Source organism: Citrobacter sp. RHBSTW-00887 (assembly GCF_013728095.1).
Classification (GTDB): domain Bacteria; phylum Pseudomonadota; class Gammaproteobacteria; order Enterobacterales; family Enterobacteriaceae; genus Citrobacter; species Citrobacter braakii.
Genome location: NZ_CP056267.1, coordinates 5,057,325 through 5,071,683, shown reverse-complemented (window position 1 = coordinate 5,071,683; position 14,359 = coordinate 5,057,325). Strand labels below are relative to the sequence as shown.

General features: G+C 52.2%; 13 protein-coding genes. 4 read left to right on the top strand and 9 right to left on the bottom strand.

The annotated features are described in order from the left end of the window. Window positions 1-110: 110 nt before the first annotated feature. Together glpK and HV314_RS24110 are read right to left on the bottom strand one after the other, a co-directional pair. On the bottom strand, window positions 111-1,619 hold the full coding sequence (glpK, locus tag HV314_RS24115) for a glycerol kinase GlpK (RefSeq protein ID WP_016155254.1): 1,509 nt from the start codon (window positions 1,617-1,619) through the stop codon (window positions 111-113). Window positions 1,620-1,641: 22 nt separating this feature from the next. Continuing rightward, on the bottom strand, window positions 1,642-2,487 hold the full coding sequence (locus HV314_RS24110; protein WP_181546886.1) for an MIP/aquaporin family protein: 846 nt from the start codon (window positions 2,485-2,487) through the stop codon (window positions 1,642-1,644). 428 nt (window positions 2,488-2,915) lie between these two features. Here HV314_RS24110 and zapB point away from each other — a divergent pair, with 428 nt between their 5' ends. Further along, entirely contained in the window at window positions 2,916-3,161 is a 246-nt protein-coding gene (gene zapB / locus HV314_RS24105; protein ID WP_019077914.1) for a septal ring assembly protein ZapB, read from the top strand. 221 nt (window positions 3,162-3,382) lie between these two features. Here zapB and rraA read toward each other — a convergent pair whose 3' ends face one another. The 7 genes from rraA to priA form a co-directional block, all read right to left on the bottom strand. Next, entirely contained in the window at window positions 3,383-3,868 is a 486-nt protein-coding gene (gene rraA, locus HV314_RS24100) for a ribonuclease E activity regulator RraA (protein ID WP_008787034.1), read from the bottom strand. 92 nt (window positions 3,869-3,960) lie between these two features. Next, entirely contained in the window at window positions 3,961-4,890 is a 930-nt protein-coding gene (gene menA, locus HV314_RS24095) for a 1,4-dihydroxy-2-naphthoate polyprenyltransferase (RefSeq protein ID WP_019077909.1), read from the bottom strand. Between the two features lie 67 nt (window positions 4,891-4,957). Continuing rightward, window positions 4,958-6,289 carry an HslU--HslV peptidase ATPase subunit gene (gene hslU / locus HV314_RS24090; RefSeq protein WP_003028803.1) on the bottom strand — a complete coding sequence of 444 codons (1,332 nt, stop codon included), beginning with the start codon at window positions 6,287-6,289 and terminating at the stop codon, window positions 4,958-4,960. A gap of 9 nt (window positions 6,290-6,298) precedes the next feature. Next, entirely contained in the window at window positions 6,299-6,829 is a 531-nt protein-coding gene (gene hslV, locus HV314_RS24085; RefSeq protein WP_003028805.1) for an ATP-dependent protease subunit HslV, read from the bottom strand. A 91-nt stretch (window positions 6,830-6,920) separates the two neighbouring features. Then, window positions 6,921-7,892, bottom strand: a complete 972-nt coding sequence (ftsN, locus tag HV314_RS24080) for a cell division protein FtsN (RefSeq protein WP_181546884.1) — start codon at window positions 7,890-7,892, stop codon at window positions 6,921-6,923. 93 nt (window positions 7,893-7,985) lie between these two features. Further along, on the bottom strand, window positions 7,986-9,011 hold the full coding sequence (cytR, locus tag HV314_RS24075; RefSeq protein WP_016157916.1) for a DNA-binding transcriptional regulator CytR: 1,026 nt from the start codon (window positions 9,009-9,011) through the stop codon (window positions 7,986-7,988). A gap of 156 nt (window positions 9,012-9,167) precedes the next feature. Then, window positions 9,168-11,366, bottom strand: coding sequence for a primosomal protein N' (gene priA, locus HV314_RS24070; RefSeq protein ID WP_016155264.1), 2,199 nt, complete (start codon window positions 11,364-11,366; stop codon window positions 9,168-9,170). 204 nt (window positions 11,367-11,570) lie between these two features. Here priA and rpmE point away from each other — a divergent pair, with 204 nt between their 5' ends. The 3 genes from rpmE to HV314_RS24055 all read left to right on the top strand — a co-directional run bounded on the left by rpmE (window position 11,571) and on the right by HV314_RS24055 (window position 14,315). Continuing rightward, window positions 11,571-11,783 (top strand): 50S ribosomal protein L31, encoded by a 213-nt coding sequence (rpmE, locus tag HV314_RS24065; RefSeq protein WP_008787040.1) that lies wholly within the window; start codon window positions 11,571-11,573, stop codon window positions 11,781-11,783. A gap of 339 nt (window positions 11,784-12,122) precedes the next feature. Then, window positions 12,123-12,803, top strand: a complete 681-nt coding sequence (locus HV314_RS24060) for an oligogalacturonate-specific porin KdgM family protein (protein WP_016157918.1) — start codon at window positions 12,123-12,125, stop codon at window positions 12,801-12,803. Window positions 12,804-12,890: 87 nt separating this feature from the next. Continuing rightward, window positions 12,891-14,315 carry an MFS transporter gene (locus HV314_RS24055; RefSeq protein ID WP_016155266.1) on the top strand — a complete coding sequence of 475 codons (1,425 nt, stop codon included), beginning with the start codon at window positions 12,891-12,893 and terminating at the stop codon, window positions 14,313-14,315. The last annotated feature ends 44 nt before the right edge of the window (window positions 14,316-14,359 follow it).

The following is a 14,359-nucleotide window of genomic DNA, read 5'->3' as shown; positions in this document are numbered from 1 at the left end:
GCGCGAAGTGTAGCACAGGGGAGGGGACTAGATTATTGATGTGTGTGCGGGGTTGCCCCCGCACGAAGATATTGCCGGACAAGGTAACGTCGCCATCCGGCAATGACGAATTACTCGTCGTGATCTTCCCACGCCATGGCGCGTTTGACCGCTTTTTTCCAGCCGCTGTAACGGAAATTACGCTCGGTGGTTTCAATGCCAGGGCGGAATTCACGCTCGATGACCGCTTTCTCCTGCAGTTCATCCAGATTCTGCCAGAAACCTACTGCCAGACCGGCAAGGTAAGCCGCACCCAATGCGGTGACTTCGCGGACTTCAGGGCGCTCAACGCGCGTGCCGAGAATATCGGACTGGAACTGCATCAGGAAGTTGTTGGCGACCGCACCGCCATCAACGCGCAGGGCGTGCAGGCGAATACCGGAGTCAGCCTGCATCGCTTCCAGTACGTCACGGGTCTGGTAAGCGATAGACTCAAGCGTTGCGCGGATGATGTGGTTGGAGTTTACGCCACGGGTCAGGCCGAAGATGGCTCCGCGTGCATACGGGTCCCAGTACGGTGCGCCAAGGCCTGTGAATGCCGGAACGACGTACACGCCGTTGGTATCTTTCACTTTGGTGGCGAAATATTCAGAGTCGAATGCATCGCTGATGAGTTTCATTTCATCGCGCAGCCACTGGATGGATGCGCCAGCCATAAATACCGCACCTTCCAGCGCGTAGTTCACTTCCCCGGTCGGTCCACAGGCGATGGTGGTCAGTAGTCCATTTTCGGACTTAACGGCTTTCTCGCCAGTGTTCATCAGCATGAAGCAGCCGGTACCGTAAGTATTTTTCGCCATCCCTTCCTTCACGCACAGCTGGCCAAACAGAGCGGCCTGCTGGTCACCGGCAATACCGGAGATAGGAATACGAATGCCGCCTTTACCACCGATGTTGGTCTGGCCGTACACTTCAGAAGAACGACGCACTTCTGGCAGCATTGCACGCGGAATATCCAGCGCATCCAGCATCGTGTCATCCCAGTCCAGGGAGTGGATGTTGAACAGCATGGTACGAGAGGCGTTGGTGTAATCCGTTACGTGTACGCGTCCCTGCGTCATTTTCCAGATAAGCCAGGTGTCTACCGTACCGAACAGCAGTTCGCCGCGACGAGCGCGCTCACGTGAGCCTTCCACGTGGTCGAGGATCCACTTCACTTTAGTGCCGGAAAAGTACGGGTCAATTACCAGACCCGTGTTATTACGGATGTACTCTTCCATTCCGTCGCGCTTGAGCTTTTCGCAGATATCCGCGGTACGACGACACTGCCACACAATTGCGTTATAGATAGGCTTACCGGTCTCACGCTCCCAGACGATGGTGGTTTCACGCTGGTTGGTAATACCGATCGCTGCAATTTCATCGGAACTGATATCGGCTTTCGCCAGAACTTCTACCAGCGTGGAGCTTTGGGTCGCCCAAATTTCCATTGGGTCATGTTCTACCCAACCTGCTTTCGGGTAGATTTGCTCGAATTCGCGCTGTGAAACGCTAACGATATTCGCATCGTGGTCCATTACGACCGCGCGGGAGCTGGTGGTGCCCTGGTCGAGCGCAACGATATATTTTTTTTCAGTCATGATTATTTGTCCCGTAGTCACATTACTGCGAAGCTTTTTGTTGAGTGTTGGTCGCAACGTCTTTCTCTTCAATCGCGCAGACATCGCACGGTAAATGGCGACCAATCAGTTTGCGATATGCCCATGCGCCTAAAATCGCGCCGGTAATCGGGCCAAACACCGGGGCCAGGAAGTAAGGGATATCACGACCACCCGTGAAGGCAATCTCACCCCATCCGGCCATCCAGGCGAAGAGTTTCGGTCCGAAGTCACGTGCCGGGTTCATCGCAAAACCTGTTAGCGGACCCATGGAAGCACCAATAACGGCGATCAACAAGCCGATCAGCAGTGGTGCCAGCGGACCACGAGGTACACCGTTACCATCGTCGGTCAGAGCCAGAATCAGCCCCATTAGAATAGCGGTAATGACCATTTCAACCGCGAAGGCCTGCACAAAATTGATATGCGGGTTCGGATAGGTCGAGAAAGTACCTGCCAGACCCAGGCTTTCGGTACTGCCGCGCACGATATGGTTAGTTTGTTCGAAATCGATGAAAAGATTGTAATAAAGCCCGTAAACCAGTGCCGCTGCGCAAAAGGCGCCGGCAATTTGCGAAATAATAAAAGGAGCAACTTTGCGTTTATCAAAACAGGCGAACAGCCAGAGTGCGATGGTTACCGCTGGATTCAGGTGTGCACCAGAAACGCCTGCAGTCAGATAGATAGCCATCGCTACCCCCAGACCCCAGATGATACTGATTTCCCACTGACCAAAAGTAGCCCCAGCAACTTTGAGTGCAGCGACACATCCCACACCGAAGAAAATCAACAACCCGGTACCGAGGAATTCAGCAATGCACTGGCCTTTTAAGGTTGATGTTTGACTCATAATCGGATCCTGAAGAGAGTTTAATGTTTATTGTATGCGAGAAGGTCACTGACATCCCCGGAGCCGGTAGGCACACTGTTAATTTATCGTTAACGCTCAAAAACGAGAAATATCGAAATTAAAATGTGTGTACTCCATCAACAAAATGAGCGTTATCGCGCCATTTCGCGGTATTTGTTATACAAAAATAGTGTGAGCTGAATCATTTCAATGATCAATTCGTTAACACTTAAGAGTTATGATAGTAATGTCACCAGGAGAAAGACGAAAAGTGTTGCAAACCGCAATCTGCGCGGGATGCCGCTGGACAGGGATGACGCGGCTTCATACAATCGGTGTTAAGTAGAGTGCGCTCGTTTTTATTAAGGCGTCGCCGGTTATCGGGACGAGGATTTTTATCCATCAACGCCTTGCAATTCAGGAGAGGTATGACGATGTCATTAGAAGTGTTTGAGAAACTGGAAGCAAAAGTACAGCAGGCGATTGATACCATCACGCTGTTGCAGATGGAAATCGAAGAGCTGAAAGAAAAGAACAACTCACTGTCGCAGGAAGTTCAGTCTGCACAGCAGCAGCGTGAAGAGCTGGAGCGTGAGAACAACAACCTGAAAGAACAGCAGAACGGCTGGCAGGATCGTCTGCATGCCCTGTTGGGGCGTATGGAAGAAGTCTAATCCTCGTCATATTTCACGTTATGGCGGCGTTGGCTGCGTACATTCACCCCAGTCACATAGTGGCCTATGCTCTTGGGGATTCACTTACTTGCCGCCTTGCCCTGACGCGAAATCTATAAAGGATGTAGACTGCGAGTGCCTGTAGGCCGGATAAGGCGTAAGCCGCCAACCGGCAATCAGTGACAACGCATAAAAAAGGCACCTTGCGGTGCCTTTTTCACTTACTCGATATCGAGCGGGTCTTCGGAGAGGATTATCCCGGTGTTGTCGGCGTACAGGTGGTCGCCGGAGAAGAATGTCACGCCGCCAAAGTTGACGCGCACATCGCTTTCCCCAATACCTTCTCCTGAAGCACCTACCGGAATTGCGGCAATCGCCTGAATGCCGATATCCAGTTCTTCCAGATCGTCTACCTGGCGGACTGAGCCGTAGATGACCAGACCTTCCCATTCATTCTGTACGGCCAGTCGTGCCAGTTCGGCATCGACCAGCGCACGACGGACAGAACCGCCGCCATCGACCAGCAGAATGCGACCACGGCCATTTTGTTCGAGCAGATCGTACAGCAACCCGTTGTCCTCGAAACATTTTACCGTGATGATTTGTCCGCCAAACGACGACCGTCCTCCAAAGTTAGAGAACAGCGGTTCCACGACGTTGACATCTTCCTGATAGATGTCACAAAGCTCGGATGTATCGTATTTCATAGGCTTAACGTTCAGTTGCTGCGAGAATTTTTAGTATATCGCGCTATGTGTACTGTTGGCAAAATCATCAATTGTTAATTGATATTTGTCAGTTAAAGAGACCACTGACTTAAGAAAATTCCAACGACAAACAGCAAGTTAGTTAATAGCGCCGCTTTTACGGTGCGTTCCAGCATCGGACGCATTGCCGCAGGATCCATTTCGCGCATCACGTAACGCGCCTGTTTGAAAAGCAGCGGAGCGGCAAGGATAAACAGCCATCCCCACAGACTTTGTAGCGAAAACAGGTTAAACAGCGCCAGGCAGACCAGCGTACCCATCAGCAGGCAGGCATGGTAGCGGCGGGCATTGACGGCACCTAAACGTACTACCAGCGTGTTCTTGCCGTTCTCTCTGTCGCTGTTGATATCGCGCAGGTTGTTGATGTTGAGCACGGCAGTTGCCAGCAGGCCACAGGCGGTGGCAGGCAGAATCAGCGCCGGAATCAGCGTATGCGCCTGCAGATACCAGCTTCCCATCACGCTAAGCCAGCCAAAGAATACCAGCACGGAAATATCGCCCAGACCGATATATCCGTAAGGGCGATTACCCACGGTGTAGGTGATCGCCGCGATAATCGACAGGCCACCAAGTACCAGGAAACCGACAAAATCCGCCAGCGTGTGACAGGCCACAGCAACCAGGGCCAGGCCCGACAAACAGATCAACACCACGGTGACGATCAGCGCACGCTTCATCTGCTGTTGGGTGATAACCCCTTTTTGCATACCGCGCAGTGGTCCAATGCGGTCGGGCTTGTCGCTACCTTTGACGGCATCGCCATAGTCGTTAGCGAGGTTGGACAGAATTTGCAGCAGTCCTGCCGTAATCAATGCCAACAGAGCAACCAGCGGATCGAAGTATCCTTGCCACCATGCTAATGCCGTACCGACGATGATCGCCGCGAAGGCGAGCGGTAAGGTCTTAGGTCGTAAACTTTCCAGCCAGGCTTGTGAGCGGCTAATTTTTTGTTGTTCAGTCATATTTAGCGCCAATAAAAATGGGGCTTTATCAGCCCCATCAACAGTGATGAAAATGCATTGAACGCGATTATAGGATAAAACGGCTCAGATCTTCATCTGCGACCAGCGCATCCAGATGTTTGCTCACATATTCGGCATCAATTGTGATGCTTTGGCCGTTTAAATCGCTCGCATCATAGGAAATATCTTCCATCAGACGCTCGAGAACGGTATGCAGACGACGTGCACCGATGTTTTCGGTGGTTTCATTGACCTGCCAGGCCGCTTCGGCAATGCGTTTAATGCCCGATTCGGTGAAGTTGATGTCCACACCTTCGGTCGCCATCAGCGCTTTGTACTGGACGGTGATGGAGGCATTCGGTTCGGTAAGGATACGCTCAAAATCGCTGGTGGTCAGCGCCTGCAGCTCGACACGAATCGGCAGACGACCCTGCAGTTCCGGGATCAGGTCAGACGGTTTCGCTACCTGGAATGCGCCAGAGGCGATAAACAGAATGTGGTCTGTTTTCACCATACCGTGTTTAGTGGAGACCGTGCAGCCTTCAACTAGCGGCAGCAGGTCGCGCTGTACGCCTTCACGGGACACGTCCGGGCCGGAGGATTCGCCGCGCTTACAGATTTTGTCGATTTCGTCGATAAACACGATTCCGTGTTGCTCAACCGCGTCGATAGCTTCCTGTTTCAGCTCTTCCGGATTCACCAGTTTGGCCGCTTCTTCTTCAATCAGCAGCTTCATCGCGTCTTTGATTTTCAGCTTACGCGGTTTTTGCTTCTGACCGCCCAGGTTCTGGAACATGGACTGTAGCTGGCTGGTCATCTCTTCCATTCCCGGAGGCGCCATGATTTCAACGCCCATCGGTGCGGCCGCGAGATCGATTTCGATCTCTTTATCATCCAACTGGCCTTCACGCAGTTTTTTACGGAACGCCTGACGCGCTGCAGAAGGTTCCTGCGGCTGCTCTGACTGTCCCCAGTTATTTTTAGCTGGTGGGATCAGCACGTCGAGAATGCGCTCTTCCGCCATCTCTTCGGCACGGAAGCGGTTTTTCTCGATGGCCTGAACGCGGACCATTTTGATGGCAGCATCGGTCAGATCGCGGATGATAGAGTCAACTTCTTTACCAACATAGCCGACTTCGGTGAATTTCGTTGCTTCAACTTTGATGAACGGCGCGTTGGCCAGTTTTGCCAGACGACGGGCGATTTCGGTTTTACCGACGCCGGTTGGGCCAATCATCAGAATGTTTTTCGGCGTAACTTCATGGCGCAGCTCTTCGTTGAGCTGCATGCGGCGCCAGCGGTTACGCAGGGCAATCGCCACGGAACGCTTAGCGTTATCCTGGCCGATGATGTGTTTGTTCAGTTCGCTGACAATTTCGCGTGGGGTCATTTCAGACATGGGGGATCCTTACGCTTTGGAGTTCAATTCTTCGATGGTATGGAAGTGGTTGGTATAAATGCAGATATCCCCTGCAATATCCAACGCTTTCTCAGCAATCTCGCGTGCGCCAAGCTCGGTGTTTTCCAGCAGAGCGCGTGCAGCAGCCTGGGCGTAGGGACCGCCGGAGCCGATGGCAATCAGATCGTTTTCTGGCTGGATGACGTCGCCGTTACCGGTGATGATGAGTGATGCAGTTTCATCCGCAACGGCCAGCAGCGCTTCGAGTTTGCGCAGCATACGGTCGGTACGCCAGTCTTTTGCCAGTTCAACGGCAGCTTTCACCAGGTGACCCTGGTGCATTTCCAGCTTGCGTTCAAACAGTTCAAACAGCGTGAATGCATCCGCAGTACCACCCGCAAAGCCCGCGATGACTTTGTCGTTGTACAGACGGCGGACTTTCTTCACGTTGCCTTTCATTACGGTGTTACCCAGTGTGGCCTGACCATCACCGGCGATTACCACATGGCCGTTACGGCGTACGCTTACTATTGTTGTCACGAGCAGACCCCTTGGTTACAAATGCAAAACACAGGCCCCGCGCAGTATGCGGGGCGTAATGCAAGTATAGATGGGGGGGATTTTGGGGGTTTCAACCCCCAGTGGCGAGTCGAATGCAGTTTGTGTGACCAGCAACTTTCAGGCGGCTGATGGTGTTGTCGGCATTCTCTTTGCCTTTGACCGGACCAATGACCACGCGATTCCAGCCGTTATTGGTGGTAATACGTGAGTTGAAGCCTTCAAAGGCCAACTGCGCGCGCACGGTTTCTGCCTGCTCAGCGCCTTTAAATGAGCCGCACTGTACCATCCAGCGGCGTTCATCTTTTTTCTCCGCCGTCTGTTTTGGCGGCTGCGTTTCATTTGTTATCGGCGCGGCCGGCTGCGTTTTCGGCTGAGCGGCGGTGGTATGCGCAGGTGTTTGCAGTAGATCCTGATACGGCTGTTGGGCCGCCGGTTTTGGCTGCGCCTTCGGCTGCTGTACCGGTGCGGCTTGCGCAGTACGCGTTTGCTGCTGGTACGGCTGTTCTGTTACCCGTTGGCGCGGCTGTTGAGCCTGCTGTTGGGTGTTATTCCACTGCTGCTGTTGCACCTGACGTTGACGCTGCAGCGTTTGCTGGCGTTGTTCAGCAGTTTGTTCGTTCCACGGTACTTCGTTGAGCTGCGTTGGCTGTTGGCGCATATCGGCCTGCATTTGCGCCAACAACTGGCGCTGCTCATTGGTAAGCTGATCGGCGTTCAGTACCTCGCCGCCTGCAGACGGTTCGGTAGGCGCACGTACGCCAGGCTGACGGCTTTCCAGCTCTTTGATGTATCGCCAGCGCTCTTCCGGTTTTGGCGGGATGCCATTACCGGTGACTTTCTGGTTTTGCAGCGTTTCGGACTCTTCTTTCTTGTGATGCGTAATGAAGTACAGACCACCGATAAAGGTCACGAGTACGGCTGCAGCAATAGCAACCATAGCGGGCGATACCGCAGGCGTATTGCGTTGTTTTTTCCGTGATGTGCTCTTCTTGCGCCGCGAAGGTGCCGGTTGGCCGCGACGTACATAATCTCGTTGTGCCACTATCGTTTCGCTGTATTTATTCGTTCGTCAGCCCGCCATGTTACTTAAGCGGCGGGCCTTTGACCAGACAGGGGAGTCCGAAAGCACTTTACTTTACGTCAGTGCCCGGGTAGTGCCCCGAATAATAAGCTCGCAGTCCAGTAAACGTGAGCCACTGCTGACGTTCTGACCTTGTAATTGATCGAGCAGTAACAGCATAGCTTCACGTCCGATATCGAAACGCGGCTGTGCGACGGTTGTCAGGGGTGGATCACAAAATTCCGTGAGCGAAATATTATCAAAGCCAATGATGGATAAATCGTCAGGTACCTTTAGACCCTGACGTTTGGCGTAAGAGAGTGCCCCCAGCGCCATGACATCGCTGTGGCAAAAGACCGCAGTAGGTGGCTGTGGAAGCTCAAGGAGTTGCTTAAGCGCATTGGCTCCCGCTTCATAGGTAAAGTCACCACGCGCGATGAAATGCGGATCGACCGTAATTCCACTGCGACGCAATGCCTGAACGTAACCTTGCAGACGGTAATGGCACAGCGGCATATCCTCTGGTCCGGCGATACAGCCAATGCGTTTATGCCCCAGTTCCAGCAGATAGTTCATCGCGTTGAAGGCGGCGGTGAGATTATCAATGTGCACGGTGGGGAGTTCCAGCTCTGGCGCGAACTCGTTGGACATGACCATCGGCGGCAAGTTGCGCTGCTCTTCCACGCTGGCATCAAACGGCAGTCGCGAACTGAGCAGCACCATGCCATCGATCTGCTTGGTGATAATGAGGTTGAGGAAGGTCTTTTCCTGCTGATTCTGGTGGGCGCAGTCGCCGATAAGCACCAGATATCCCTGCTCAGCGGCGGTCACTTCTATGCCGCGAATCACTTCACTAAAAAACGGATCGCAGATATCCGGCACAATCACCAGAATGGTACGTGATTCATTACGCTTAACGTTGCGTCCCATTGATTGGGGTAAATATCCCACTTCCAGCGCAGCCTGTTCAACCTTGTTACGGGTTGACTGCGAGACTTTGTCCGGGTTCATTAATGCGCGGGATACGGTTGCCGTTGAGACTTTCGCCTTCAGAGCAACATCTTTCATCGTAGCGGCGGCAACCTGCTTATTCGGTTTCACTCTTTCTCCTCGCCAGAGAGCTGCTGGCACAGACTCGTCCTTGAATAGCCTTCATCTGAAACATTTTTATCAGATAGTTAATGGAAGCGGTTACAGAATTTTCATAAAAAGTGTGATGGATCTTTAATTTTACGATCCGCCTCGCATCGTGAGGGATTATCCCTCGATGGGATCGACATCCAGCACCCATTTAACCTTACGTGCATCGGGTAGCGTATTGATCAGCGCCAGCGTGCCGCTGACGATATGCTGCAGGCGAATTCGCGACGGATGTTGCAACAAAATTTGCCAGCGATAGCGACCGCCGCGCTTGGGGGCCAGGGCGGGAACCGGGCCGAGCACCCACAGTTTGTCATCGGCAAGCGGACTGGCCTGGATCAGATTTCGCAACTGTTGTAAGAACATAGGCGCATGCTGGTTGTTATGATCTTCTGCCCGCACGATCACATGGCTGGTCCACGGTGGAAGCTGGAGCGTTTGTCGCTCGGCCAGCGCCTGCTCGGCAAACGCGTCATAACCTTTGTACAGCAAAGTTTGCAGCAGCGGATGTTCAGGATGGTGCGTTTGTAGCACCACTTCGCCCTGTTTCCCGGCGCGTCCTGCTCGCCCGGAGACCTGCGTGTAAAGCTGGGCGAAGCGTTCTGCCGACCGGAAATCTGCAGAGAATAGTGCGCCGTCAACGTCCAGAAGCGCCACCAGGGTGACGTCCGGGAAGTGGTGGCCTTTGGCCAGCATTTGCGTGCCGATAAGAATTCGTGCGCCGCCGCGATGTACTTCCGCCAGATGCTGCTCCAGCGACCCTTTACGGCTGGTGGTGTCGCGATCGATGCGTGAGATTGGCACGCCGGGGAAAAAAGGGGCCAGAGCCTGCTCAAGCTGTTCGGTGCCGAGTCCAACCGGAACCATATGCGTTGAGCCGCAGGAAGGGCACTGACGCGGTATTGGGCGCTGGCTGTCGCAGTGGTGGCAGCGTAAATGGTGCTGTGCCTGATGCAGCGTGTAGTAGTGATCGCAGCGCGGACATTCGGCAATCCAGCCGCAGTCATGGCACAGCAGCGCAGGAGCAAAGCCCCGGCGGTTCAAAAACAGAATCACCTGGTTATCCGCCTGCAGGTGCTGACGCATACGGGTGATAAGCGCAGGGGCGAGTCCGGCCTGCACCTGCTGACCTTTGAGATCCAGCACGTGCTGAGTGGCGGGGCGCGCATTTCCGGCACGGCGCGTCAGGCGCAGCATGCGATATTTTTTCTGTCGCACGTTGCACAGCGTTTCCAGAGCCGGAGTGGCTGAGCCGAGAATAATCGGGATTTGCTCGCTGTGGGCGCGATAAACCGCGAGATCGCGCGCATGATAGCGCCAGCCTTCCTGCTGTTTATAAGAGCTGTCGTGCTCTTCGTCGATGACAATCACGCCGAGATTTTTAAACGGTGTAAACAGCGACGAGCGCGTGCCGATAACAATCGCCGCTTCGCCATTTTTTGCTTTCAACCAGGCCGAAAGACGTTCGCTGTCGTTCAAACCGGAGTGCAGGACTTCGACTGGCGCATTGAAGCGTTCTCGAAAACGGGCAATAGTTTGCGGCGTCAGGCCAATCTCCGGCACCATCACCAGCGCCTGTTTGCCCTGGGCCAGGACATTTTCCAGTACGCTTAGATAGACCTCTGTTTTGCCTGAGCCCGTCACGCCCGCTAATAGCCAGGCGCTAAAACTGTCCGCGGCGCTGTGAATCGCCCCGACGGCGGTGGCTTGCTCGGTGTTCAGTCGAAGACGCTCACCGGAAACCGCGTAGTGGGTACGCCAGTCGCTAAAGCCTGGCGTTTCACTCGCCAGATCGCACAGCCCTTTTTTCCGCAGCGCTTGTAATGCGGCGTCATTAAATTCGAGTTCAGCCACCTGGTCGCGCCAGATTTTTCCCTGGCGTAGCGCAGCCAGCGCCTGCTGTTGCTTGGGAGAGCGCTTCAGGCTGTTGAGATCAATAACCTGACCTTCTTCAGTGGCAAACCAGTACCATATAGGCGCGTTTGTCGCCGGGCGTCCCTGGCGCAGCAGAATCGGCAGGGCATGAAACAGTACGTCGCCGATAGGATGGTGATAATAGTCAGCCGCCCACAACAGCAGACGCCAGACGGAGGTCGAATAAACCGGCTCGCTGTCCAGCACTTCGAGAACGGCTTTCAATTCGCTCAGCGGCAGTTCGCTGTGCTCGCTGACGGATAGAACGATGCCCACGCGCTCCTGTTGCTTGCCAAAGGGCACGCGTACACGACACCCAGCTTTGGCGCTCATGCCTTCCGGCAGCAGGTAGTCAAAGGTGCGAGGTAGCGGAACGGGTAAGGCAACGTGCGCAACGGGCATTGAATCATCCTGACTTGAAATCTGACGGGTTAGTATACACATTAGTGAAGGCTGGAATGCGGATCAGTTTGCATGAGCAGGTTAATTTCTGTATGATTCGCCGCCTTTGATATGAATTTGTATCATAGGCCTATACTATTAACATCGCGTGGTGTCTGGCGTTAGGGCTGGAAGAGCGACGCGGCCTTAAACCGAGGTTTTCCCATGAAAAAAGATATTCACCCGAAATACGAAGAAATTACTGCAAACTGCTCTTGCGGTAACGTCATGAAAATCCGCTCTACCGTCGGTCACGATCTGAACCTGGACGTGTGCGGTCAGTGCCACCCGTTCTATACTGGCAAGCAGCGTGATGTTGCTACCGGTGGCCGTGTTGATCGCTTCAACAAGCGTTTCAGCATCCCAGGCAGCAAGTAAGTTTCAGCTGTCAGAAAAAAGCGCCTTATGGCGCTTTTTTTGTATCTGCGCCTGCAGACTGAAATTCGTATTGATGTATTGAATAATGTCTTTTATTTAATAAATAAAACAGCGTTTTTATTTTTACGATAAAATGTTTCAACTGGTGATCTGCGTCCTTTTTATCTTCTTGTTTTTGCCACTTATGCCAATCTTTGGCAAAATACCAAAGGTTTCTTCCTTCTTTCTAAAATACACTTTCGTGGAAATATAAAATTATTCTTATTCCTTCATCGTTTCTTCATTTATGGACGGAGCGAGATGGGCAATTTCCTAGATTTAGTGTGAAGAGGGATGGTCATGAAATTTAAATCCGCGTTATTACTGATTTCATTATTCTCTGCGGCCGCGCAAGCGGGTTATGTTGATTATCGACATGAATATTATGATGATGGTCGTAATTACGACCGTGTTTATATGTCGCATCGTTTTGCTACGGGTTTTGGTGTGGCAGTCGAGGCCATTTCACGTTCCGAAAATACGCAATCTAATGATGCGTGGAATAATATGGAAAGTAATGGCAACGAGTATACGGCCAGCTACCAGTTCACCTGGAAGGACCTTGTCTGGCAGCCGGGTATTGCGATCGAAACGGGCGATAACATCGCGATTTATAAGCCTTATATTCGCGTGCAGTATAATATCAATGACCATTGGTGGACTGCGTTCCGCTATCGTCAGGAGTACATGCGCAGAAACACTGACGGCAAGGATGACCGCATGGTCTATCGTCCGGAAGCATGGCTCGGTTATAACATCAATGACTGGATGTTTGAGCTGAACGGTATTTATAAAATTGCCGATAGCGAAGATTTATATAACAACCGAAAAGACGATTACGAATATAACTTCCGTGTGGCGTATAAAATAGGCTCATGGGTTCCATTTGTTGAGGTGGGTAACGTTTCCTCGGGGTATAACACCACAACCACAGACGATCGTCAGACCCGCTATCGCGTTGGTCTCGGTTATAACTTCTGACCGTTAATACACTTCGTATCGATTTATTACGCTGAGCATCGGTATACGCATAGTTTGCGTGAATAATGTGTCTAAGGAGTTAACATCATGTCTAATGATGGAACAATGATCGGAAGCAATCAAAATATTGCTGTCAGGCCTTTCGGATTAAGAGATAAATTCGGTTATTTATGTGGTGACCTCGGAACCTGTTTTATTCTTGGGCTGGTAAATAGTTTTTTAATGATTTATTACACCAACGTACTCGGTATTTCCGGTGTTATTGTTGGTTCACTCTATTTTGTGACCAAACTCTTTGATGCGTTTGTCGACGTTGGCGTAGGGCGCTTATGTGATACCTCTAAACTGACGGTACATGGGCGATTTAACCCCTGGGTGCGCCGCATGAAGTACCCGTTTTGCATCATTGCGGTCGTTCTGTTCCTGCCGTTTGTGCATGATTTTTCTTATACGGCGAAAATTATCTACATCTGCTGTTCCTATTTTATTTACGGTTCGCTGTTATCGACAGTGAGTATTCCGTACGGCGCCATGTCTGCGGCGATTAGCTCGAATCCGGAAGATCGCGTATCGCTGTCAACCTGGCGCAGCGTTGGGTCCGCCATCGGCGGCGGGACAACCGGCTTTTTTATTCCGATCCTGATGTACACCACTCTGGTGGACGGGAGCCAGGTGATCTCTGGGCAGCATTTCTTCTGGATTGCCATTGGTTGTTCTGTGCTGGGGTTTATCTTTTTAACGTTGACCTGTCAGTTAACGACGGAACGCGTGCGGGTGGAAAGAAAAGAGAGCATGCCGGTTTCTGTGCTGCTGAAGGGGTTGATACGCAATAAAGCGCTGATTGTTTTAGTGGTTGTGGATCTGCTGATTGTGATTAATCAGGGGTTGTCTGGTACCAACATGACTTACCTGTTTAATGACTATTTCCATAACAAAGAGGCCATGTCCGTTGCATTGCTCTTCACCTTTGGCTCTCTGGTTTTGCTGGCACCCTCAGCATCCTGGCTCACGAAGCGCTTTGGTAAGAAAGAAGCCAGCGTAGGCGCGCTGCTCTTTGCGGTAGCCATGTATGTGATTATGTACTTCACCCACATTACCGACGCGAAGGTTTATTTGGTTTTCCTGTTCCTGGCGACGCTGGGAGCCGGGTTATTCAACCTGATGATTTGGGCGTTTATGACCGATGTGTGTGATTATCACCAGTATGTCACCGGCGATCGTGAAGATGGGACCGTCTATGGCGTGAACTTCTTCGCCCGCAAGGTTGGCCAGGCGTGCGCAGGGGCTATTGGCGGCTTTATGCTGGCCATCATTGGTTATCAATCTTCGTCAACGGGCGGCGCTGTGCAAACCAGCATTGTGCAGGAAAACATCTATACGATGGCAAATCTGTTACCGGCTTTATGCCTGTTTTTGGCAGCGGTCATTCTGATTTATTTCTATCCATTGAACCGTAAAGAGACGCTCAAAATGGAAGAAACATTGAATAAGATTAATGGTATCAGTAAGTAACGTAGTGAGAAGCGGCGGGAGTAATCCCGCCTTTTCTCATCTGT

What these genes read in the sequence shown, in the direction of transcription:
- HV314_RS24055 (WP_016155266.1), top strand. Translation starts at nt 12,891, where the DNA reads ATGTCTAATGATGGAACAATGATCGGAAGCAATCAAAATATTGCTGTC.
- hslU (WP_003028803.1), bottom strand. Translation starts at nt 6,289, where the DNA reads ATGTCTGAAATGACCCCACGCGAAATTGTCAGCGAACTGAACAAACAC.
- rpmE (WP_008787040.1), top strand. Translation starts at nt 11,571, where the DNA reads ATGAAAAAAGATATTCACCCGAAATACGAAGAAATTACTGCAAACTGC.
- glpK (WP_016155254.1), bottom strand. Translation starts at nt 1,619, where the DNA reads ATGACTGAAAAAAAATATATCGTTGCGCTCGACCAGGGCACCACCAGC.
- rraA (WP_008787034.1), bottom strand. Translation starts at nt 3,868, where the DNA reads ATGAAATACGATACATCCGAGCTTTGTGACATCTATCAGGAAGATGTC.
- menA (WP_019077909.1), bottom strand. Translation starts at nt 4,890, where the DNA reads ATGACTGAACAACAAAAAATTAGCCGCTCACAAGCCTGGCTGGAAAGT.
- HV314_RS24110 (WP_181546886.1), bottom strand. Translation starts at nt 2,487, where the DNA reads ATGAGTCAAACATCAACCTTAAAAGGCCAGTGCATTGCTGAATTCCTC.
- priA (WP_016155264.1), bottom strand. Translation starts at nt 11,366, where the DNA reads ATGCCCGTTGCGCACGTTGCCTTACCCGTTCCGCTACCTCGCACCTTT.
- HV314_RS24060 (WP_016157918.1), top strand. Translation starts at nt 12,123, where the DNA reads ATGAAATTTAAATCCGCGTTATTACTGATTTCATTATTCTCTGCGGCC.
- zapB (WP_019077914.1), top strand. Translation starts at nt 2,916, where the DNA reads ATGACGATGTCATTAGAAGTGTTTGAGAAACTGGAAGCAAAAGTACAG.